The 21,812-nt window shown below is 59.2% G+C and carries 18 protein-coding genes; 8 read left to right on the top strand and 10 right to left on the bottom strand.

Annotated elements, in window-relative coordinates; translation table 11 throughout:
- Positions 1–335 precede the first annotated feature (335 nt).
- Genes AC0L3L_RS09745 through AC0L3L_RS09730 form a run of 4 tightly spaced genes read left to right on the top strand, consistent with a single transcriptional unit; the run spans position 336 to position 4,922 of the window.
- Positions 336–1,619, top strand: coding sequence for a glycosyltransferase (locus AC0L3L_RS09745; RefSeq protein ID WP_473528778.1), 1,284 nt, complete (start codon positions 336–338; stop codon positions 1,617–1,619).
- On the top strand, positions 1,616–2,836 hold the full coding sequence (locus tag AC0L3L_RS09740) for a class I SAM-dependent methyltransferase (RefSeq protein ID WP_473637399.1): 1,221 nt from the start codon (positions 1,616–1,618) through the stop codon (positions 2,834–2,836). The genes AC0L3L_RS09745 and AC0L3L_RS09740 overlap by 4 nt, the downstream gene beginning before the upstream one ends.
- Before the next feature lie 30 nt (positions 2,837–2,866).
- Positions 2,867–3,826: a glycosyltransferase family 2 protein gene (locus AC0L3L_RS09735; RefSeq protein WP_473546209.1), complete on the top strand. Its 960-nt coding sequence runs from the start codon at positions 2,867–2,869 to the stop codon at positions 3,824–3,826.
- Between the two features lie 40 nt (positions 3,827–3,866).
- Entirely contained in the window at positions 3,867–4,922 is a 1,056-nt protein-coding gene (locus tag AC0L3L_RS09730) for a DUF707 domain-containing protein (protein WP_473637398.1), read from the top strand.
- Here AC0L3L_RS09730 and AC0L3L_RS09725 read toward each other — a convergent pair.
- The 5 genes from AC0L3L_RS09725 to rfbF form a co-directional block, all read right to left on the bottom strand.
- Positions 4,909–6,081, bottom strand: a complete 1,173-nt coding sequence (locus tag AC0L3L_RS09725) for an acyltransferase family protein (protein ID WP_473637397.1) — start codon at positions 6,079–6,081, stop codon at positions 4,909–4,911. The genes AC0L3L_RS09730 and AC0L3L_RS09725 overlap by 14 nt on opposite strands.
- A gap of 145 nt (positions 6,082–6,226) precedes the next feature.
- Entirely contained in the window at positions 6,227–7,438 is a 1,212-nt protein-coding gene (locus tag AC0L3L_RS09720) for a class I SAM-dependent methyltransferase (protein WP_473637396.1), read from the bottom strand.
- 2 nt (positions 7,439–7,440) lie between these two features.
- Positions 7,441–8,694, bottom strand: a complete 1,254-nt coding sequence (locus AC0L3L_RS09715; protein WP_473637395.1) for a class I SAM-dependent methyltransferase — start codon at positions 8,692–8,694, stop codon at positions 7,441–7,443.
- 19 nt (positions 8,695–8,713) lie between these two features.
- Entirely contained in the window at positions 8,714–9,757 is a 1,044-nt protein-coding gene (locus AC0L3L_RS09710; RefSeq protein WP_473637394.1) for an NAD-dependent epimerase/dehydratase family protein, read from the bottom strand.
- Positions 9,693–10,532, bottom strand: a complete 840-nt coding sequence (gene rfbF, locus AC0L3L_RS09705) for a glucose-1-phosphate cytidylyltransferase (protein WP_473637393.1) — start codon at positions 10,530–10,532, stop codon at positions 9,693–9,695. Before rfbF ends, AC0L3L_RS09710 begins: the two co-directional genes overlap by 65 nt.
- Positions 10,533–10,621: 89 nt before the next feature.
- Here rfbF and AC0L3L_RS09700 point away from each other — a divergent pair, with 89 nt between their 5' ends.
- The 3 genes from AC0L3L_RS09700 to AC0L3L_RS09690 all read left to right on the top strand — a co-directional run bounded on the left by AC0L3L_RS09700 (position 10,622) and on the right by AC0L3L_RS09690 (position 15,021).
- On the top strand, positions 10,622–11,473 hold the full coding sequence (locus AC0L3L_RS09700; protein ID WP_473637392.1) for a PIG-L family deacetylase: 852 nt from the start codon (positions 10,622–10,624) through the stop codon (positions 11,471–11,473).
- Between the two features lie 537 nt (positions 11,474–12,010).
- Positions 12,011–12,763 carry an FkbM family methyltransferase gene (locus AC0L3L_RS09695; protein WP_473489087.1) on the top strand — a complete coding sequence of 251 codons (753 nt, stop codon included), beginning with the start codon at positions 12,011–12,013 and terminating at the stop codon, positions 12,761–12,763.
- A 173-nt stretch (positions 12,764–12,936) separates the two neighbouring features.
- Positions 12,937–15,021 (top strand): oxidoreductase, encoded by a 2,085-nt coding sequence (locus AC0L3L_RS09690; protein WP_473637390.1) that lies wholly within the window; start codon positions 12,937–12,939, stop codon positions 15,019–15,021.
- A 285-nt stretch (positions 15,022–15,306) separates the two neighbouring features.
- Here AC0L3L_RS09690 and AC0L3L_RS09685 read toward each other — a convergent pair whose 3' ends face one another.
- Both AC0L3L_RS09685 and AC0L3L_RS09680 read right to left on the bottom strand, forming a co-directional pair.
- Positions 15,307–15,648: an oligosaccharide flippase family protein gene (locus AC0L3L_RS09685; protein ID WP_473637389.1), complete on the bottom strand. Its 342-nt coding sequence runs from the start codon at positions 15,646–15,648 to the stop codon at positions 15,307–15,309.
- A 139-nt stretch (positions 15,649–15,787) separates the two neighbouring features.
- Positions 15,788–17,245 (bottom strand): DUF4214 domain-containing protein, encoded by a 1,458-nt coding sequence (locus AC0L3L_RS09680; RefSeq protein ID WP_473637474.1) that lies wholly within the window; start codon positions 17,243–17,245, stop codon positions 15,788–15,790.
- 645 nt (positions 17,246–17,890) lie between these two features.
- Here AC0L3L_RS09680 and AC0L3L_RS09675 point away from each other — a divergent pair.
- Positions 17,891–18,808: a glycosyltransferase family 4 protein gene (locus AC0L3L_RS09675; RefSeq protein ID WP_473488763.1), complete on the top strand. Its 918-nt coding sequence runs from the start codon at positions 17,891–17,893 to the stop codon at positions 18,806–18,808.
- Positions 18,809–18,816: 8 nt separating this feature from the next.
- Here AC0L3L_RS09675 and AC0L3L_RS09670 read toward each other — a convergent pair whose 3' ends face one another.
- Genes AC0L3L_RS09670 through AC0L3L_RS09660 form a run of 3 tightly spaced genes read right to left on the bottom strand, consistent with a single transcriptional unit; the run spans position 18,817 to position 21,723 of the window.
- Positions 18,817–19,770, bottom strand: coding sequence for a dihydrodipicolinate synthase family protein (locus AC0L3L_RS09670; protein ID WP_473488764.1), 954 nt, complete (start codon positions 19,768–19,770; stop codon positions 18,817–18,819).
- Positions 19,760–20,755: a Gfo/Idh/MocA family protein gene (locus tag AC0L3L_RS09665; protein ID WP_473637388.1), complete on the bottom strand. Its 996-nt coding sequence runs from the start codon at positions 20,753–20,755 to the stop codon at positions 19,760–19,762. Before AC0L3L_RS09665 ends, AC0L3L_RS09670 begins: the two co-directional genes overlap by 11 nt.
- The gene (locus tag AC0L3L_RS09660) at positions 20,752–21,723 is read right to left on the bottom strand and encodes a Gfo/Idh/MocA family protein (RefSeq protein ID WP_473637387.1); all 972 of its coding nucleotides are present in this window, start codon (positions 21,721–21,723) and stop codon (positions 20,752–20,754) included. Before AC0L3L_RS09660 ends, AC0L3L_RS09665 begins: the two co-directional genes overlap by 4 nt.
- Positions 21,724–21,812 lie beyond the last annotated feature (89 nt).

Genomic DNA, 21,812 nt, shown 5'->3' with positions numbered 1-21,812 from the left:
ACTCTCTCCTCGCGGGCAATGGATGCAGATACGGCGCGCGACCACTGCTTGCGAAGTGAGCGCGCTATGATCCTAATCCGCCGGCCGCGCCGATACAGCCTGCGCATAAGGTTAGCGTTGAGGCGTGCTTAGGCCCATCGAAGTAGGAGACGTACCTCGTTGGAGTACATCCGGCCTCGGGAAGGTGCGGCGCTTAACCCGATAGGCAGCTTGTTTGGACGGGACGGACGACACACAGTCGCTGAGCATCCGGGCAACAAGAATTCCGGAAAAAGGTGCCAACATTCCGTGAGGGGCAAAGCATGCGCCATGTGCGACAGCCGAAAGCAACCACCATGGTGGGCCGTGATGCCAAACATTTGCGATCCATCAGCAAGACGCCATTTGCCGCGATAGACCGCAACGCCCGCATCGCCGTCGTGCATGATTGGTGCCCCAACTTTCGGGGAGGGGAGCAGGTCCTTGCTCGGATCTGCAAGACTTTTCCGAGAGCCGAGGTCTTCACCCTCTTTGATTTTCTCCCGAAGGAAATCAAGGAAGAGTATTTTCCAGGCGTAATTTTCCACGTTTCCGGCATGAATCGACTTCCGTTCGTGGAAAAGTACTACAGGTCACTTTTCTTTCTCTGTCCGTTTATGATCGAACAATTTGATGTCACAGGTTATGACGCGGTAATTTCCTCTTCGGCCGCATTCTCTCGAGGCGTTCTGACTCGCCCAGACCAACTACACCTGTGCTATGTGCACAGTCCGGTGCGGTATGCGTGGGACGAACAATTCTCCTATTTGCAGCAAGCCGGCTTGGGATTTGGACCGAAAGGTCTTGCCTTTCGTTACATGCTTCACAGGCTGCGGACCTGGGACACCCGAACGGCACATGGTCCTGACCTGATGCTGGCAAACTCGAATTATGTCCGCTCTCGAATCGAACGGATTTACGGCCGCGACGCGCGGGTAGTCCATCCGCCCGTCGCCATCGAGGATCTTAAACTCGTCGTCAACAAAGATGACTACTACGTCACGGCCGCGTTCCACGCCCCGTATAAGCGTACGGATCTGATAATTGAGGCGTTCAGCAAAACGCCGTCGCGTCGCCTGGTTGTTGTAGGCGACGAAGTACAATCCAAGCATCTGCGATCGCTTGCCGGCTCCAACATAGTCTTCACCGGTTATCTGCCGCGGCATGAATACATCGAAAGAATCGCCAATGCTCGTGCGATGGTGTTCGCTGGATGCGAGGATTTCGGGATAACGCTTGCCGAGGCTCAGGCGTGCGGCACGCCATTGATCGCCTTCGGCCGCGGAGGTGCGCGCGACATTGTCCGGCCGCTTGGCGAGAGCGCCCATCCGACAGGTGTGCTCTTCGACCGTCAGGCCGTCGATTCCGTAGCTGGGGCCATCGATCTATTCGAGAAAAATGCGCTGTCCATTACGCCGCACGCCTGTCGCATGAACGCGACCCGGTTCTCCGAGGAAAGATTCGACCTGGCGATTCTCGACGCCCTCGGCCTGGCCCAGTCTGTCCAACTCGCTCGCGCAACCGAGTACAATGAACTCTTCGGAGCCGAGAGCTCGACGCGCGATATAACCGGTTCACTTATCGAGCCAATTCTACAATGAATTCATTTGACCTTCACATGGCAAGCAACAGCAAAGCGCTTCGACCGGCCGCGTGTCCGTGCTGCTCGGCGCCCGTCAGCCGGTCGATCTACCGGGTCGAATCCATCCCGGTGCATAGCTGCGTCCTGCTTAATTCGGCCCAAGCAGCCCACGCCTTTCCCCGCCGCGACCTTGACCTCGCATTCTGCGAAGCATGCGGGTTCATATTCAACAAGGCCTTTGACGAAACGGTCATGGGCTATTCGACCAATTTTGAGGAATCCCAGCATTTTTCCAGCACCTTCAACAATTTCGCGAAGGGACTTGCACGCGAGATTGCACAAAAATGTGCGATAGCCGGCAAGCACGTGTTGGAGATCGGCTGCGGCAAGGGTGAATTTCTCCGCGAACTTTGCATATCGGGTGGCGCCACCGGGCTCGGCATCGATCCAGGCTATCGAGCCGACAAAGGCCGTAATGACGAGTACGGCGACGTCAAGATCATCGTCGATTTTTTCGGACCAGACTACCAGCATCTCCAGGCGGATACGGTCCTCTGTCGCCACACGCTCGAACACGTAAGCTCGGTGTCGAGTTTCGTGCGGCTGATCCGCAAGGTGATCGGCAAAAGGACCCAGGATTGGGCCGTCTTCGAAACGCCCGATGCAAAACGTGTGCTCGTAGAGAGCGCGTTCTGGGACATTTACTACGAGCATTGCTCCTATTTCAGTCCTGGCGCGCACGCGCGCCTGTTTCGCCAGGAGGGTTTCGACGTTACCGATCTGGAACTCGTCTATGACAACCAGTACATCGTTCAGTACGCCCGGCCGTCGGCAGGCCGGACGACACCGAGACTACCGCTCGAGCACGATCTGGAAGTGATGCACCGTTTGGCGGAAACCTTTCCCGCTCGCGTGCGAGCCGTTCAGAATTCCTGGCAGGAGCGCATTCGCGCCGCGCACGCCGCCGGCCGGCGGGTCGTCCTGTGGGGCGGCGGCTCCAAGGCAGTGTCGTTCCTCACGACCTTGCAGCTTGGAGACGAAGTCTGGGCAGCAGTCGACATCAACCCTTACAAGCAAGGCAAGTTTACGCCCGGAACCGGTCACCCGGTCATTGCGCCTAGCGACCTGTTGGACACTCCGCCTGACTTGGTCATCGTCATGAACCCGATATACCTGAATGAAGTGGCGCAATCCTTGAAAGCGCTGGACCTGCGACCCGAAATCGTCGCGGTCTGATCGCACTTTCGTTAAAGAAGAACCCGGAAAATGGAACATTCCAAGTCGCCGCAAGTGTCCCTTGGTATGCCGGTTTACAACGGCGAGAATTTCGTCGCCGAGGCGATCCAGTCGATCCTTGAGCAGGACTTCGATGATTTCGAACTTGTCATCACCGACAATGCTTCGACAGATAGAACAGCCGATATATGTCTGGAATACGCGCGGCGGGACAAGCGCGTCCGCTATGTCCGAAACGCACGCAATTTAGGGGCCGCGGCCAATTTCAATCGAGCTTTCGAATTGAGCTCGGGCGAATATTTCAAATGGTGCGCGCACGATGACCTCTTGAGCAGTGGTTTCTTGACGGATTGCGTGCGTGCGCTTGACGCGAATGCCCGCCACGTCATTGCCTACCCGCGACTGCTGGGAATCGACGAGACCGGGCAGCTGACTTCCTATGTCGAAAGGGTGCTGCCGGACATGCAAGGATCGTCGCCCGCGTCCCGCTTCCGGTTGATGGTTGCTGCGCACGGATGGGATGCGGCGATGTTCGGCCTTTGGCGTCGGGATTCCTTAGTCAAAACGACATTGCACGAGCCCTACTACGGCTCCGACTGTGCGCTTCTGGCCGAGATGGCTCTTCTCGGGACGTTTGTTCACGCGCCCAACGCGATACTATACAGCCGCGACCATCCGACGCGTTCGGTGCGGTTGCCGAGCTCCGAACGATTGGCTTGGCAAAATCCTGGCGGCTCTAATGCGAATGCGTTTGAATTGTCGAGGCGGCTAAAACACCTCGTCGCGATTGCCTATCGGCACAGGCGCACAGCACCGATGGGTATGACACTGTTTCATCTGGTTGCATGGATCTTGGATCCGCTGCTCATCGCGAGATTTTGCCTGGAACTTGTGGGCGTTGTTTCTCCGAAGCTTCGTACCAAGCTCCGCGGCGCTGGGCTGGGAGCGCTGAAACGCATTCATGCCGTCTCAAACCGATCTCCTGGCTAGAAACGAGTGATCTGGTGCGGCGCCCGCCGGGAGGCTTTGCATGAACCTTCGCCAAGTCACGCCCGCGGCCGCAGCAGTGTCAGCCTTTCGAAAATTGCCGGAGGGCTCGGGCAAGAGAAATCTGGTGATCGTCCGGGCAGGGCGTAGCTCTTTGCATGCCGGCTGGACTGAGGGGACGGGCGAAGCCGACTTCGATCTTCTCGTCGCCGCCTACGAGCCTGGCGTCTCCCATGGACAGAACGATTTCAGCGTATTTCTGCCGGGGCGCAAGATCGCCGGGTATCATGCCTTGTTTCAATGCTACCCTGAAATTGTGACGCGGTATGATCTCATTGCATTGATCGACGATGACATCGAGGCGACAAAGTTCGACCTGAATCGTCTGTTCGCCATCGGCCGCCAATATAAACTTGATCTGTTTCAGCCAGCGCTGTCTTGGGACAGCTATTTCTCCTACGCAGCGACTCTTGTCAGCGGCAAGCGATACGTGTTGCGATATACCAACACGGTCGAGATGATGTGTCCGGTGTTCAGCGCCAGGTGCCTGCAAACGGCGTTGAAATTATTCGGGCTTGGCTACGAGACGGGAATAGACCTTCTTTGGACCCGCCTGACTGACATGCCTTGGTTGCGTTACGCCATAGTTGACGATGTCGTTGTAAGACACACGCGGCCAGTCGGGACAACAAAGTCGCTTCAAGGTTTCGCCGCCAACGAGCGTTACGACGTACAGGTTGATGCCGTGCTGAAGAGGTTCGGCGCTGCGTTTCGCGGGTTCGTAACCTATGCAGCGGTTGACCGGCGCGGGCAGCTCATCCGGTCTCGCTTTCTGATCGGCCTTAACTCGCTGTCCCTTTGGCGGGCGCTGTCCAAGACGCCACTTAAATGGGCGCAGTTTATGCGCCGCTCAACCGACTATACGCGACACTGCTGGCTGAGGCCGGTCAACCTGCAACGGATCGACGTCGATGGAGTGGTAAAGTCAGGCCGTCAACCGCAAAAGGTGGGTCGCCGAATGCCACCGCCTGGATCTACCGAGCGTCAGTCCACCCGCTCATCCGGAAAATCGCAAAGTACTGGTTTCACGTCGTCTTAGATTGTGAGTCTGACTCTAAGGCATCTGGCCTTTGGACTTTCCGGGTAGTCCCCATCACAGCTTCCTCGGTAATGGCGCGCGGCTGCATGGGAGGCGGTGCCACAAACAGCCTGGCGAGGCGTTGGTAGATGCCGAGGTCACCAGCGAATGGACGCTCCAGCAGATGATAGGTTGCGAAACCCACGGCTACCGCCGCCGCCATGGTGGCGGGCGCGAGCAGGGCGCGAGCAGCGTCGTTCAACTCCAACCGATTGGCAACGGCGATGACCGCCGCGATAAAGAAATAGTGTGACAGATATATCGAATAACTTGCGTCACCCGCACGTTGCATCAGTGGAGAGCCGATCCTTGTCCCCGATTGCTCCAGCCCGACCACTCCCGCCACAATCAAGCCGGATGCGATGCCGAACCTCAGGAAGGTATCGGTCGGTGGCGAGACGGGGACGTCGCCGAAACCGATGACTTCCCCTCCAAAAGCGAGCCAAGAGACCCCGGCGGCGAGGCATACCCACCACCTCATGGGATTTCTGGCGGTGCGCGCCGAATCGTGGAAGTAGCTCGCCGCCAGCACTCCCAATACGAAATCCATCAGGATTGGCCGCGTATAGAAAAAAGCCGCGACCCCATAATCGGAAAGACCTCCAATGCTGTTTCCGATACTGGCAAGAGAGACGATAACAGCGGTGATCGCCATGAGCCTGGCGCGTTTGGGCAACAACAACGCGACTGCAAAAATGCTGTAAAAAAACATTTCGTAGTTCAAAGTCCAACCAAGGTAGTAAATTGGGTAAAGGCTATCTGGCGTTTTCTCAAACGGAATAAAAACTAGAGATTTTGCGATTTGAGAAACTTCTATTTGAGTGCTGTTTAAAACATCAGGCATGGTCGCGCTCAAAATCACTACAAGAATTGTGAAAAACGCGTACAGAGGGGCTACCCTAAGGATACGCTTCCTGTAGAATTGAATGGGCCGTATGTTTTTATTTTGTGTCGTGCGGACCATGATGAATCCACTTATGACGAAAAATAGGTCCACACCTCCGTATCCAAAACTCCTGAGCCAATGCGGAAGGACGTCGGTCACGATCAGTTCCTGGGTATGAACCCAGACCACCAAAGTCGCGGCGATCGCCCGCATGACCTGAACATTGAAAACCATACCGGAAGGATTCCCGACTTCAACGTGGGCTTGGGCTCCGCATTTTCCTCTCGTCGCTGCCTACAAGGCGGGCGCTCCAGTCAACCTCGACCGGATCGACATCGGTGGGATCACAGACGCAAAGCGCAAGCCGCAGATCGCCGAATTATGCCACAATGATCTCCGCCGAGAGACCGAGCTTGCAGGCGGCCTGGGCAACTTCGTCTCGATAGAGCGGATTCATCACGACGATAGACTGCAGGGGCTTGCCGCGCAGGCTCTCGGGAGCAACCACCGGTGTCCCGGTGCCAGGAGCAAAGCGCCCCTGCTTGTGCGGGTTGACGTCGACCAGCGCCCCAATCCGCGCCCCTTCAGGAACGATGTTGACGAATGTAATGCCCTTCGATCCCGCACCCCAGACAACGGTCCGCTCCGGATCCCTGTTTGACAAGTAATCGCGCCACCAGGCGACCTTGTCGCGATAGGTTCGGTCGAATCGGTGGACGAGCGCATCGATCCTTTCAGATTTTGAATACGGGGCCATCATCCGGGGTTCGCTAGGCTTTGCTTCGATGAAGAGGTACTGGTCACCGAACGATGCGCCCTGGTCAAGCACCTCGAATCCTGCTGTCTCCATCGCAACCCGCAGTGAGTGCGGCGTGAAGTAGGATACATGCTCGTAGATCAGATCCCAGATCCCCATGTCGCGCAATGTATAGAGGGCATTAGGCACCTCGATGTAAAATACGGTGTCCGGTTCAACGCCGGGATGGGCACGAAGCTCTTGCAGGAAGGCGATCGGGTTAGCTATGTGTTCCAGGACGTGACGGCAGGAAACGAAGTCAGGTTTGATGTCCGGATAGGCATCGCTGAACCAGTCATTGATGAACTCAACGCCGGCGACGTCCGCGCCCCGATTGTCTTCGAAGCTCCTGTCGAAGCCAATGCCTCTGGCGCCGCTGGTTGAGCAAAGTCGCTTGAGGAAATCACCCTTGCCGCAGCCGATGTCCAAGGCCAGTTTTCCATCGAGTGCGTAAGCTGCGGACAGGCGATCAGCGAGATCCTCGACGAAGGCCACGAAGCGCGGCGAAAAATGCAGGGAATTCTCATAGTTTTGCGTATAGCCGATCCGACCGTCTTCAAACGCCGCGTTGAAGAAATGTTCACAATTGCGGCAAAACGCGAGAACGAATTGGCCAGTCGGCGCAGCAGCGGCCGAGTTTGCGTCAGGGTGCAGGGAATTGCACGAAAATGGGATGGCGTCGAATGATACCGAATGCAGCAGATCCTTGCACCGACAGACCGGACAATCGCCGCGAAGACGCATCGAATTCGTCGCCGGTTCATGCGCCTCGCAGGCAGCGCTTTGGACTTGCACGGTCACACGATCCGCGGGGTCGGCACGGGGACGATGAATTTTCCGCCCCTGGCTCGATATTCAGCCTGTTGTTCCATGATTTCATCGAGGAAGTTCCAGGCAAGCACCAGAACGTAGTCAGGTTGCGCCTCCAACAGAGCTTCCGTAGAACGGATCGGAATTTTCTGACCGGGCATGTGCTTGCCCTGCTTGTGGGTGTTGCGGTCTACGACGAAGTCGACGAGGTCGCGTCCGATGCCGACCGTATTGATCAAGGTAGCGCCTTTGGCCGCTGCTCCATAGGCAGCAATTGAGGCGCCGCTGGCTTTCAGCCGGTGTAGCAATGTGGAGAGCTCGACTTTCAATTTATCGACCGTCGCGGAAAAATCGAGATAGTAATCAATGGCGTCAATCCCTCGTGCTCTTTCATGAGCGATCTGGTTGGTGACGCTCGCTCCGACATGTTCCCGCTTTTCGACATACAGGCGAAGTGAACCGCCATGAATCGACAAGTGTTTTACCTCGTTGAGATAAAGGCCATGCCGTCGAAACAGCTTGTCCAATGCCGTCACTGAAAAATAGCAGAGGTGCTCGTGGTAGATCGTGTCGAATTCGCAATGGTCGATCATTGGTTCGACATATGGCGCCTCGATCACCGCAACGCCGTCATCCTTGAGCAACCGCGCAATGCCTGCAACAAAACCATTGGTGTCGGCCACGTGGGCGAGAACGTTGTTTGCGTGAATGACGTCGGCCCGCATCTTCTCTTGGCGAAGCTTCTCCGCCAGTTCACGGGAAAAAAAGGCCAGGCGTGTCGGCACGCCTATTTTCTCCGCAGCGGCGGCAGGTCCTTCGGCGGGGTCGATGCCGAGTACTGGTATGCCCGCCTCGACATAGTTCTTCAGGAGATAGCCGTCGTTACTCGCCAACTCGACCACAAAGCTGTTGGCATCCAAGTTACGACGCTCGATCAAGTCACGCGCATTGTCTCGGGAATGCCTCAGCAGCGCTTGCGAGAACGAGGAGTAGTACGGATAGGCATCGGCAAACAGAATCCTGGGGTTCACCGTTTCCGTGATCTGTACCAAACTGCAATCACAACAGAAGGCCACGTTGAGTGGGAAGGCCGGCTCTTCCTGGTCATCGTCGACGCTCACGGGAAGCCGATCGGCAAGTGGCGTCGTGCCGAGCTTCAGGAACGTGTCGATATGACTCCCGCCGCAGGAGCGGCAAACCTGCTCGGTTACAGATGCTGCACCAGCAATCATCATGGCCATGGCTCCCGGCTGTGTTTGCTCAAACCGCTACCGCAAACTGCGGCATGCGGCGCAGATCGGTATCCAGTTCGCCATCTTGGATCAGCTTCTGCACATGGGCGATGCGCTTGAATCGCTCGCCCTCGAAATCCCCAAGTGCAAGGCCTGCTGCGCGAAATGTATAATAGAGCTGTTCGATACCGCGCCGCGCCGTCCATTGCGGCTTAAAACCGTGCAGGCGGCGACCAATATAGGTGCAGTCGACGCGATAGCACCGCTTGTCTGGCCCGGCGTCGGGCGCGAACTTCACGCGGCTGTCGGGAACGATCGTTTGCACCAACTCCGCGATCTCCCGAATCTGATAGTTTTCCGTGGTCAAGCCGACATTGAATGCCTCGTTGTGGACCAGCTCTCGCTCGGCTTCGAGTACCGCAATATAGGCCAGCGAAATGTCCTCAACATGGACGATCGGACGCCATGGCGAGCCGTCGCTTTTGAGATAGACCAGGCCGGTCGTGTAGGCCCAGGCGGTCAGGTTGTTGACGACGAGATCGAAGCGGATGCGAGGCGACAGGCCGTAGGCAGTGGAAGCACGCAGGAATGTCGGGCTGAACGATTGATCCGCCATCGGCGCGACCGCTCGCTCCACATTTGCCTTTGAGGCGCCGTAGGGCGTCACCGGGTTGAAGGGAGCATCTTCAGTTAGAAAGCTGTCGCCGGCCGCGCCGTAATTGCTGCAAGAGGAGGCATATAGGAACCGCTGGACACCGGCGGCCTTGGCGAGCTGCGCAAGCCTGACCGAAGCGCCGCAGTTGATCTCTTCGGTAAGGAGGGGTCGGTAGTCCCCCAACGGATCGTTTGAAAGTCCTGCGAGATGGATGATCGCGTCGAAGCCGGCGACTTCGTCGATTTCGATGTCACGGATGTCTTTCTCGATCGTCGGCACTTCGGCCAACGTCCCTACGAAAGTGCATGACCGGAAGATGTCGCTGTCTAGTCCCGTGACGTGATGGCCGCGTTCAAGCAGCATCGGAGTCAGGACGGAACCGATGTAGCCGAGGTGGCCTGTAACCAGTACTTTCATCGATCAATTCCCATGTTTTCCAGGGCGCCTGCCCGCTGTCCCACAATTTCTGAAGGAGATGCTTTTCGCGGATGGTGTCCATGCATTGCCAGAAGGATTCGTGGCGATATGCCATCAGTTGGCCGTCGGTTGCGAGCCGTTGCATTGGCGCGTGTTCGAACATGACGTCGTCGCCATCGATATAGTCCTTTATGCCCGGCTCGAGCACGAAGAAGGCGCCATTGATCCAACCCTCTGAGGCCTGTGGTTTTTCTGTGAAGTCGACAACGCGATGGCCATCGAATTCGATGTGCCCATAGCGTGCCGGCGGACGCACCGCCGTCATCGTTGCAAGCTTGCCATGCGATTTGTGGAAGGCGATCAGTTTATCAAGGTTGACATCCGAAACGCCATCGCCCCAGGTGAGCATGAATGTCTCGTCGCCCATCCAGTCGATCAGGCGTTTTATGCGGCCGCCCGTCAGGGTATTCAGCCCCGTCTCCACAAGATCGACGGACCAATCAGGCAGCGAGTTCGAGTGGCGCTTGACGCTTCCCGATGCGGCATTGACAGTCAAGCTGCCATCGAATGCTACATAGTCACTGAACCAGCGTTTGATGTATTCGCCCTTGTATCCCAACGCGACAGCGAATTCGCGGTGGCCGTATGCATAGTAATGCATCATAATATGCCAGAGGATCGGCTTTGCTCCGATCTCGACCATTGGTTTCGGCCGGATTTCGGTTTCTTCCGCCAGCCGTGTTCCCAATCCGCCAGCCAGAATTCCTACCTTCATTGTTTTCTCACCCCAATCGCCTACAGTGTTTTGCTACCATGCGCAGGTCGGGTTGAACCACACCGAAGAAGGGATGATCGGAACCATCGATGCATGACGTCAGGCATACGATTGGCGCTATGCTCGATACAGCGATGCATAAGCGGTCTCATCCATTCGACGTAGCAGACTGGCAGGCGTCGGCTGTCATCATTGCACCCCATCCCGATGATGAGACGTTGGGATGTGGAGGGGTCGCCAGCAAGAAGTTCAGCTCGGGCGCCGATATCCGGTTTATTTTCGTTACCGACGGTTCGGCATCCCATTCAATTCGGCTTGATATGGAGGCCCAGCGGATCACCGGTGAGGACGAAGCGATCGAGGCGGTTTGCCGGTTGGGCGGATCTGCCGATCGGGTGAGATTCCTGCGTGTTCCCGACGGCATGGCTAAGCATCATGTCGGCAAGATCGAAGTCGCAATCGCTCAGTTGCTTTTCGCTTCGCAACCACGAAGCGTGTACGTCACTCATATGAAAGCGCCGTCTGCGGACCATGTTGATGACCTCTTCGGGGGTTCGACCCAAAGCCTTCGACGATCTGCGCCGGTGCATGGCCCTGAGCCCCGAGCTCGTGGCTGGCGGCAGGAACCTCGCCGATCGCATGTTCCTCAAAGCCGCGCGCTGACGGCCGGCCGGAGCTTGCGGTCTCAAGCGGTGTTCCCATCCCCGACGACACGGCGGCGGGGCCGCGAACCCGCATTTGCCCTGAGGCCTCTGACGAGGGGATCGCGTTCGCCGATATCGACGGCAACAGCCTGCTTGACCTTGCAGCCACGACCGGGAATGCAAAAGGAGGTCGCATGGTGGCGCAATCCGGGAGATGGCTCTGCCGATTGGCAGCGCCACGACGTCGCCAATGTTCCCAACATGGTCTACCGGAGCGCGTGGCGGTCGCCGATTTGACGGCGTCGGGCGAACCGACATGGTCGTGAGTGGGGAAAAGGGGCAGGCCGACCACGCAAAGGCCTGTTGGTGCGCAATCCCGGCGACATCAGGTCAAACTGGGAGCAGCAGGAAATCACCTCGCGTGGCTCCCTCAACAGTCTTTCGGTGGCCGATATGAATGACGATGGCCGGCCGGACCTCATCATGGCAATCTGGACGGGCGGTTCGTCGAGCAACTGGTCGGCGAAGGTTTGGAGAACCATCTCGGCGCCCGCGCGGTCGACCTCGACGGCGACGGCGATCGCGAGTTCGTTTCAATTGGGTGGGATGCTCCCAAGGATATCCGTGTCTGGCACAACGATCCCACCGTTCCATTGGACCGAAAGGCCGGCCGGCAGATACCCAGAATGAGACAATCGGAGTAGCGATCAGCCGGAGGAAGTAGGAGGCGGCCAACCGTTGTCGGGCTCGATCCCGGGTGCACAATCTGTCACCTTCGCGGCGAGCGGCACGGCTGGCCCGCGTCCCGAGGCGTCGCAGATTGGGGAAGAGCGCGTGAGATTGACGGCAAAGTTCCTCGGCGTGTTCTGCGACGCGCGCGTCATAGCCAAGGGAGAGGCTGCCGGTCTCAAGCTCGTGGCGCAGAGCGCCGACCCGAACTTTGTTCGCGGCACGTACGAGCCGCCCATCCAACAGGCGATCGCGGCAAACCTGGCGCCCGGCGACGCCTTTTTCGACATCGGCGCGAATATCGGTTTCTTCTGTCTCATCGCCGCGCGCCGCGTCGGGCCGCGCGGCCAGGTCTATGCGTTCGAACCTGTCCCCCGCAACGCCGCCGCTGTCGCAGAAAGTGCGCGGCTCAGTGGGTTCGACACGATACGGGTGTTCGCCGAAGCCGCGGGCGCGACAACCGGTCGTGGCCAGCTTCTGCTCGCCCATCACATCGGCGGCGCCACACTTGCCTCGGCGGGAGCACCGCCGGACATGAATGGCCGCCTGGAAGTCAGCATAGTCACTATCGACGATGCCATCGCCCACCGAGGCCTCAGGCCGCCCTCGCTGGTCAAGATCGACGTGGAAGGCGCCGAAATCGACGTCCTGGGCGGTATGACGGAAACGCTGCGGAGGCACCGTCCGAAGGTGATTTATGAGGTCGACGATGCATCACGCGAGGGGCTCGACCGCAAGGCCCGAAAGATCGCGGAACTCCTGACTGCTGCAGGCTACGCATTGAAACCGCTGCCAGCCTCCTATGGCAATGGAGGATGGCGGGTCGAACACGTCCTGGCGCAGCCGGTGGGCGCCTAAGAACTATATTTGCGGCGCTATCGAAGGGAATCTCATGCAAGGACAGCAAGCGTGATCAAACGGGAAAAGCGAGACGGTGCGCGACTTCTGCCCGGGGCTGCGACACGTCATCGATGCCTTGAAGAACCTCGTACGATTCTCGCGCAGTCCATGACGACGTGAGGAGGGTCTAGTTGTTGCACCGTCATGACTGGGCAGAAACTGCTGAAGAGGCTGGGTCCGGCGTTGCCCGGCCGGAGGTTCTTGTCGCAGACAATTTTCAAGACGAACGCGCCCGCGGTGCGGTAATTGGCACCTTGGCAGTTAAGGGAGGTGTCAGGCGAGGACGCGACATCGAACATCAGATCGCGATCGATCACGGCGCACTTCGTTTCCAGCCGCTCGTCAGGCCAGGCTGGGGCCGGCAAGGGATCTCCTATGGTCCCTTTCAGCGAGAGGCTGGTCTGGTCCTATTGGTCTCGATCACCAACGGCCACAACACATCGCAGGGATCGCCATTGCCTGAAGACCTCGCCAGGCGAGTCTACCGTTGGCTGCGAGGACCCGGCATTGACCCATGGCCCGGCCGTCTGGTTTCCCTGATGCGTGCGCCACGAAAGAGGCTCACCCTTCGCCGTTTTTGGTGGTGGACGCTTAGCACCTCCAGGACCTACCGGGGATCGAACATCGACGAGAACCTGGCTGTCGGTTGGTTCCCCAGTGAGGCGCCGATTAATCCCGTGGAAGAGGGCTGCGGCTTTGTCGTGCATGCCGCCGAAGGCGAAAACGGCGAGTTGTGGGCTCGTGTAGGAAAGCAATGCCTTAGTGCGTTTCGGCGCCTAAAGAACGTTCATGTCTATTACGTCGTGGCGTTGCGAGAGCAGGGCGCTATCTATTATGCGGCAGCCGACCAAAAAGCTCACGGTCTTGCCGCTTTTCCGATGATGCGTCCGATCGCGATCGATCCTTTCAACAAGGACGAAAAGCTGTTTGCGGGTGTTCATCAGTCGGCACTTGGCCAGATCGGGTTTCGGGTCGACACACGCGTCCAAGCGGTTCAAGTCGGGCGGATACCTGAATTTTCGACGCTGTTTGGCACCGCCCACGCTGCCGATGCACTCGTTGAAGGCTGGCCGGGGCAAATCGCTGCGATCGGGGGGCGGTGGCATTTTTCGCAGGACGCTGGCGGTAACCTATCCGTCGTCGATCCTGGTCGCCCTTCAGGATTGATCCACGGACTGCTGGAAATTGGCGCCGTCTCGGATGTGTGTGGTCACGTCTTTCGGTTTCGGGACAAGGACAATTTTTGGGTGCTGAAACTGTCGACGCTCGGATGGACCTTGGTGCGCAAGCAATCGGGCAAAGAGATTGCGATCGTGACCGGTACGGAACACGCTTTGCGCGAGTGTACTACCCATTCGGTCCAGATTCTTGACTGGAACGGTCAGGTGAGCTGCTTTCTGGACGGGTTTCGCCTTTTCGAAGCGTCTGTCGAGGCCGATTCAGTCGAGAACGCTACCGGAGTAGGTATATGGAAAAGCTTCGACAGCGAGCCGCGCTGGCATAATTTCGAGGCTCATCCTTGCGAAGTTCCCATCCCATTAATGGCGCCTCTGGGGGCACCTTGGAAGCAACTCGGAGCAAGCCTGTCCTACGCCGACGGCTTTACCGGTACTGCCGGCGAACTAGATCGCCGCACGTCGGAGCTGGGCGGCGGGCAATGGGCCAGAACACTGGGCACCGGGGTCATCGACGTCGACGGGCTGGGCAGCGCCCGTGTGCGCGCGAGCGTAGACAGACCGAACCCGGGTCGAACATTCTATTCACTGCCATGGGACCTACCGGGATTCGCCGATCTCGAGGTGACAATCGAGCCTCCTGGGGAGCGCCGAGGACAAGATCAGCGCGGCCGGGCAGGACTGCTTTTCTGGCAAGACAGCGACAACTACGTTTGTGTCACGACTTGGCTCGACGACGTCTACCAGGGTGCTTCGATTTCGGTGTTCATCAAGCGGCTCGGCTTTGAGGAACTTTATGACGCGGTTTGGACCAATGTGGCGGACAAGGTCGTTTGGGGAAAACGTTTTCGCATGCGCGTTGCATTCGACGGAAATCGGTTTGCAATCTTGATCGACGACGAACTGGTGATGCAGCGAAGCCTCACCGACATCTATCCCGATGATGCCGCCCTTCAAATTTTGCGGGTCGGACTCGCCGTCAACTGGGAGTGGGGAGATGACACGGGCTCGGTGTTCACGTCGTTCAAGGCCCGGCGCTGAGCGAAAGAGCGGTTTCCCTTTCCAAGCCGTGAACGGTTGGGCCTTATCGTACAGGTCCCGGGTCGACTGGGCTTTTTTCCCCCGAATAGAGATCGGCGACCAGCGCGGCTCCCTGCCGTCCCAGTTTTGCCGCCTGCCTGGATCTCCAAGAAGGCCGATGATTTGGGCTGCAAGCGCTTTCGGGTCATTCTTCTCAACCACAACGCAATGGCGGTTTCGACTGCGGCCTTCGTGAGTTGCATCCACACGAGGCTCCACACGCAAACACACCAGCGATAACCATGCCTACGCCCCAACGCGCCGCCGACTACCGAGCCTGTAAGCGTGCGACGGCAAAACAGTCGAAAATTCAGTTGCCGCTTTGAGGACTGCCGCCGGTACGACACCAAACGCCTGGATCACAACGATGGCGCTGGTCCATTTTATGGGCGCCTCCAAACACGGTTGGTCGAACGCGGCCGCGATGGCACCGGCGGATATCCAGATAAGTGCAGTGATCGCAACGCCTGTCGCCGCAAGGAGGCAGAAAGCCGAACCAAGGTGGATGGGATCGATTTCCTCTCGCTGGATATTGGCGTCAGGTAGACCCCTCGTTACCGGAGCAGCCGGAATATTGGGCACCACCATGGCGAGCGCCGCAAGCCCGAACGCCTCGGGGCCAAGGTGCCGCGCCACACCACAAATACGCCGAACATTGCGATCTGTCGGCCCCAGGTCTTGACAGCAGCCCAAACAGCGCCAGTGACGACCTGTCGGCCGAAAACGTTCATTGAACCCCCTGCTGAGTCTCGTTCTGAAACAGAACCGTGTGTCTCGAGCGAAACTCATACGAATGGATCAATTCCGCCACGATCTGTTCTCCACTTACCTCGCCGCTGTCCAGTTTCGATACGTAAGCAGAAAGCCCCTGGCCGTCTGGCTCCCGTCCCAGCAATGTCCGATAGAGAAGGGCCACAAATTGCGCATTTCCAAGCCCAACTGGCTGATTGTCAGTCCTGAATTCGACCGAAAGCAACATCTTCGTCAGTGTCGGAAAGATAGATGGATCCTTCTTCATCGCGACGACCTCGCGCCACTGCTCGGTCGGAGACGGCATGCGACGCAAGATTAGGCAGTAAGCATATGCAATCTGGTTGGCATGGTTGAAGGCAGACTTGTCGAACGCATCAAGCGAACAGGGGTGAAATGCACCGGCATCGGCAATGGGGGGTACCGACGTCTGGGCCGCAGGCGGCAAGCTCTTCGTCGAGACCGTCGGCGAACTCAAGCCGGCATCGCCGTCCGCAATGACTTTCTTTACGGCATCATATGCCAGCTTTTGCCCGCTCGGCGCCCATAGCCCGTTGTCACGCTTCTTCAGGCGGACGAGGCCCATAAAGGCCTCGTAGCTTGGCGCCCAGTACGTCTCGTCGAGTAGTTCGTAGATATGGGCAGCTTCCAATCCATATAGAGATTGATATCTGCGCAGGAGCGTCATGATCTGGACCAGACCTTCGGCCTGCTGCTTTTCCCCTCGTTGGCTGCCGCCGCTGTAGTTGAACTCTGTCAGCCAGATGGGTTGGCCGAACGTCGCCAGGAATTTGAATGCTTCCTCCGGGTCACCCTCGTAAAGGTGCCAGACCGATATATCCCATTTGATACCGTCCTGCAGCATGCGGATGAACGCTGCGCGGTGACCCCAGCCGGCCGTTCCCATTGCTTTTCTTATGGTCGGATCCACTGCGACGGTTGCATCCGATAGACCGCGCAACACTGCGCTTACTTTCGCCCAGCGCGGACTGAAATAGTCGGACGTCTCGGTGCCCCCGGCAGGGCCCCAGGAGCAGTTGTATTGTATTCCGCTGTCCTGCATCTCGCAGGGCATCAAGATAGCGTAGTTCTCCATCTCGTTGCCAAGCTCCCAAACGCGGATGTCGTCCTTGAAGCGGGATACGAGTGTCGACGCGAGATCGTAGGCCTGCGCATAGAGGTCATCGACGGATTCATTGTCGAGGTCTAGTTCGGGCGTGATTACCGGTAGGATCTGGACTCCGCGCTCCTTGCCCGCTTTGACCAGTTCGGCAAGTTTGGTGGCGCTGTCGGCGCTGGAAATGTTGACGCGATACGACTTCATGCCGAGGTCGCGGATATAGTCGAGTTGCTGTTCGATCGATATCCCAGGATAGGCGTTGAAGGGATGGCCGTTCACCCCCCATAGCAAATCCGCTGCGCACGAAGCCGTCATGCCAAGCAGGCATGCCAGGGTTGTCCAAAGACGTCTGGTCGCGGCGACGGCCCGTCTAATGGAACCTGGTTGCGATGGATTGGTCGGCCGCTGCATCAGCGCGAACATGCTTGTCTTGCGCCAGACATTTTCGGCATCACTCCATTCGCTGAACTCTGCCTGACATCCATCCGAGCACGACGATTGAGACCTGCCGCACTGCCGAACGCAGTCTACCACTGCCGCGCCACGCCGAACCTCAAACATTTGGCGTAAACGCCCATGATTTGCCACGCCATTCGGATGAGAGCTGCCGGGAAGCCTCTCGGGCAAACGACCGGTTACGTCCCAAAGGCCAAGATGACCCTGCCGTCTTGGTCGTCCAAAGTCGCGGAACTGAGACATGGCGCTGGTGACCAAAACCCTGTGATGACACGACATTGGACGATCAACGGCCGTTTTCTCGCGCAGCCGACCACCGGAGTTCAGCGGTACGCACGCGAGATCGTTTCGGCGCTGGATGCCTTGATCGTGGGCCAAGCTCCCTTGGCGCGGGATCTAACGGTCGAGTTGCTGGTCCCACCGGGGACGCTTGACAAATTGTCCTTAGCCGCGATCCGTGTCAGGACTGTCGGCAGCTTCGGGGGGCATGCATGGGAGCAAGCTGTGCTTCCGGCCTATCTTCGCGGCGGCCTGCTCAGCCTCTGCAATACGGGCCCTCTCGCCGTACGCCGGCAGGTGCTGTGCATTCACGACGTCAATACACGGGCATGCCCACAGAGTTATTCATTTCCATTTCGGCTTCTTTACCGCACCTTAATTCCTGCCTTGGGCAGGACCGCGCTTAAGGTCGCGACAGTATCGCAATACTCTGCAGCTGAACTGACGCGCTATGGCGTGTGCCCGGCGGCAAAGGCCGAGGTTGTGGGTAACGGGCATGAACATGCGCTGCGATGGGCTTCTTGTCACTCGGAACAAACCCTGGCAGTTGCCGGCCCTGGTACGATCGTCGTACTCGGCAGTTCTATCCCGCACAAAAATGTCGGCTTGATCATTGGCATGCACGACCGCCTTGCCGCGGCGGGGCTACGGGTTGTTGTTGTGGGCGCGTCAACGCCCCGTGTTTTCGGCAGCATTGGCAACAAGACGTCGACGAACGTCATTTGGCTGGGAAGAAGGTCGGACGCGGAACTCGGCGCACTTCTGCGCGATTCCCTATGCCTCGCGTTCCCCTCCCTGGTTGAGGGTTTCGGACTGCCGCCCCTCGAAGCCATGACACTTGGATGTCCGGTGGTCATGTCGGACCGTGCCAGTCTGCCCGAAATCGGCGGGGATGCGGTTTTGTACGCATCACCTTGCGATGAGAATGCATGGTTCGATTGTTTCATGCGCCTGGTCCACGAAAAAGGCCTCAGAGCCAAATTAATCGCACGCGGTCGCGCAAGGACGGCCCGATTTCAGTGGGCCGCGTCGGCGCAACGGTATTTGGAACTGATGGCCAGCGTAGATGGATTTCCAGACGTGCCACCACTTAGGGAAGTCGAATGCAGTCCGAATGAGCGACGTGCGGCCGCAGCGCCCTAAACCGACGGTCACTGCCACCATTCGGGGAAGGCCGTGCGTGCGGCTTCGGCCAGCGTCGCGATCTCCTCGTCGGGAACCGAGCTGTAGGGCCAGAGCAGTCGCGGGCCAAGCGGCGCCCAGCCGCCGGCCGCCACCATCGCTTTGTCGAGCGCCGCATCGCTGACAGCGTAGCGAGCGCGAAAAGGCAGAACGTGCGTGGCGAGAAAAGCCTGGATGCGCTTCTCGACCTCGGCAGCGGCTGCGACGTTGGTGCGGATCATCTGCCACCACGTCACCGCGCCCTTCGGGTTGAGGCAGGCAACGTTGGAATAGCTGCCGTGGGCGCCCAGTGCATACCCAGTCGCCAGCGTATGGCCGGGCACGAAGATCGAAAATCCCGGCAGTTCGCGGCGCATGTCGGCGTACCAGCTGGCGTCGCCGCCCGGCAGCTTGGCGCCGACCAGCGACGGCACGGCCGCACGCAGCCCGGCGATGCCTTGGAGCATCAGGCGGCGCTTGGCGTGCGGTGGATTGTATAGCACCAGAGGCATGTCAGGCGCGGTCTCGCAAAGACCGCCGACGAAGCGCATGACCTCGTCATCGCTGGGCGGCCACCAATCGGGCAAGGTGAATTGCACTGCCGCCGGGCGAAGCGCCGATGCCCGCATCAACCGCTCGCGCGCGACGCGCGGATTGGACTGGCTGATGCCGATCTGGAAGGGCAGGCGCGAGCGGCCGGCTATCGCGGCCACCAGGTCGCAAAGACGGTCGAACTCGGGTTCGGTCTGGCAGTGGAATTCGCAGGCCGTGCCGTTGGAATAGATGCCATCGACACCTGATGCACAGAGCCGTGCGACCGTCTCGCCCGTCGCCTCCCAGTCGATCGCTGCACGATCGTCGATGGCCAGCATCACCGCGCCCCAGACGCCGCGCGGCGCGTGTGCGGGCAAGTGGCTCAGGTGGTCGTCCGGTTCAGCGCGCACCGGCGATCTCGTGTTCGCGCCGGGTTTCGTTCGACGCAAAGGCGGCCTCGATGATGCCGATGATCTTGCGACCATAGGCGCCGTCGACCGGCACCGGCTTGTCGTCGGCAATGGCATCGCGCATCGCGCTCCACTCACGCACCAGCGCATTGTGCATCCAGTTCGGCTCGAACGAACCGGGCAGGTCGATCCAGGTGGTATCGCGGCCAAGCATCGTGCCGCGGTCCATGTCGATGCGCAGCGTCCCCTGCTCGCAGACCAGGTCCATAGCGTAGCCGGCCGCGCCATTGCGATAGCCGACGCTCTGCACCTGGCCGAGCCCGCCGCCGGCGAAGCGCAGTCCGAGCAGGGCGGTGTCGTCGGCTTCCTGGTCATGGAACTTGGCGCCGAGCATGGCGCTTACCGACACGACGTCGTCATCCATCAGCCAGACCAGGCGGTCGAGCGCATGAATGCCGGCGGTCAACAGCATGCCGCCGCCGGTCGCCTTGCGCAGATGCCAGTCGCGGCGATTGTGCTCCATCCAGAGTTTGATGATCCAGCTCGATCCGATGAGCGGCCGGCCGAGCGCTCCTTCCTCTAGCGCCTGCCTGGCGGCCATGCAGGGCAGGGCGAGATGCATGAGATGGGCGACCATCAGCTTGACGCCACCGGCGGCCACGGCGGCATTGATCGCATCGCAGGCCGCCGCCGTCGGCGCCATCGGCTTTTCGAGCATGATGTGCTTGCCGGCCTTTGCCGCACCGATCGCCATCTCGGCATGGAGATGGTGAGGGCTGGCGATGAGGACGGCGTCGACATCCCTGTCGTCCAGCAGCTTGCGCCAGTCGGTGTAGCCGCGACCACCGTGTTCGCTGGTGAAGGCGGCCAGGGCATCGTTGTTCCCGCGGCACGATGCGACGAGATGCAGGCCGTGCACTTGCTTGATTGCCCTTGCGTGGGCCGCGCCGAAATCGCCGGCTCCGATAATGCCTATTCCAATCATCGTCCTGCCTTGTCATACGCGGCGTCGATCAGCGACATCGCCGCAACATAGTCATCGATTGAAGTCGCCGGCGGCGCCGTTCGAGCCAGCCGGTCGAGCGTGTCGCTCATGCACAGCCGGTAGCGCGTCGCCGGCAATTCGATCGCCAGGTCGACGATAGCGCCATCGTCGAGCGTCGCACAGATGGCGCGGTCGCCATAGTCGATGAGGGTCGCATTCTCACTGACGATGCGCCATTCGAAGTCGCCGCCGGGGCGCATCGACGCGAAAGTGTATCCGGCCTCGACGATGAACAACGTTCCGGCAGCGTCTTCCAGCATAAGCAGCGCATGATCCTCGACCAAGGCGCGGTGAATGCGGTTCTCGATCGAAACGGCTTTCAGTCCAAGCCCGCCTGTTGCCAGACCGAGCGCGGCGTCGACGCCGTGTATGCCTAGGTTCCTCAGCGCGCCGCCGCCGCCGATCGCCGGATCCACGACCCAGGCAACGCCTTCGGCCGCGTAGCGCTGCGGCGGGCCGTTGACCAGCCGGAACTGGCAATGCGCAACCGCACCGGCGCGGCCTTGGCTGCGCAGCCGTTCAAAGGCAGTGACGGCCGGCCCAAAACGGTTGGGCAGGGGAACGCTGACAAACGCCTTGTGCTGCCTCGCCAAGTCGCGCAGCGCGGCCAACGCTGCGGTGCTGCTCGCCGCCGGCTTTTCCAGGATCAGCGGTATGCCGGCTTCGATGACGGCACGCGCTAGCGCCGGCACCGTCGAAGGATGTCCCATCAACAGGACCACGTCGGGCGGGTTGGAGAGGATTTTCGCAAAATCGGTGATGAACGGCAAATGATGGCGCGCCGCGAAGGCGCGCGCATGCTCCGCGTCCTCATCCCAGATGCCGGCAATCTCGGCGCCACAAGACTTTGCGGCGTCGAGATGCATTTCGGCGTGCCAATGGCTTGAGCCGGCCAGAACTATCTTCATTCAGCGATGTAATCCTCTTGCTTGCAGGATATCCTACAAGTTGCTATGCTACAAGCATCGACCGCTTTTGCGACGCGCCATCGGGCGCA

The organism is Mesorhizobium sp. WSM4849 (assembly GCF_055811385.1).
The sequence above is the reverse complement of the archived record's forward strand: the minus strand, read 5'-3'. Positions and strand labels throughout refer to the sequence as shown.

Bases quoted from the DNA above. Each gene is read 5' to 3' on its own strand.
- AC0L3L_RS09710 (WP_473637394.1), bottom strand. From the start codon at position 9,757: ATGAAAGTACTGGTTACAGGCCACCTCGGCTACATCGGTTCCGTCCTG.
- AC0L3L_RS09660 (WP_473637387.1), bottom strand. From the start codon at position 21,723: ATGAAGATAGTTCTGGCCGGCTCAAGCCATTGGCACGCCGAAATGCAT.
- AC0L3L_RS09685 (WP_473637389.1), bottom strand. From the start codon at position 15,648: ATGGTGGTGCCCAATATTCCGGCTGCTCCGGTAACGAGGGGTCTACCT.
- AC0L3L_RS09665 (WP_473637388.1), bottom strand. From the start codon at position 20,755: ATGATTGGAATAGGCATTATCGGAGCCGGCGATTTCGGCGCGGCCCAC.
- AC0L3L_RS09715 (WP_473637395.1), bottom strand. From the start codon at position 8,694: ATGGCCATGATGATTGCTGGTGCAGCATCTGTAACCGAGCAGGTTTGC.
- AC0L3L_RS09745 (WP_473528778.1), top strand. From the start codon at position 336: ATGGTGGGCCGTGATGCCAAACATTTGCGATCCATCAGCAAGACGCCA.
- AC0L3L_RS09730 (WP_473637398.1), top strand. From the start codon at position 3,867: ATGAACCTTCGCCAAGTCACGCCCGCGGCCGCAGCAGTGTCAGCCTTT.
- AC0L3L_RS09700 (WP_473637392.1), top strand. From the start codon at position 10,622: ATGCATGACGTCAGGCATACGATTGGCGCTATGCTCGATACAGCGATG.
- AC0L3L_RS09740 (WP_473637399.1), top strand. From the start codon at position 1,616: ATGAATTCATTTGACCTTCACATGGCAAGCAACAGCAAAGCGCTTCGA.
- AC0L3L_RS09735 (WP_473546209.1), top strand. From the start codon at position 2,867: ATGGAACATTCCAAGTCGCCGCAAGTGTCCCTTGGTATGCCGGTTTAC.
- rfbF (WP_473637393.1), bottom strand. From the start codon at position 10,532: ATGAAGGTAGGAATTCTGGCTGGCGGATTGGGAACACGGCTGGCGGAA.
- AC0L3L_RS09680 (WP_473637474.1), bottom strand. From the start codon at position 17,245: ATGACGGCTTCGTGCGCAGCGGATTTGCTATGGGGGGTGAACGGCCAT.
- AC0L3L_RS09725 (WP_473637397.1), bottom strand. From the start codon at position 6,081: ATGGTTTTCAATGTTCAGGTCATGCGGGCGATCGCCGCGACTTTGGTG.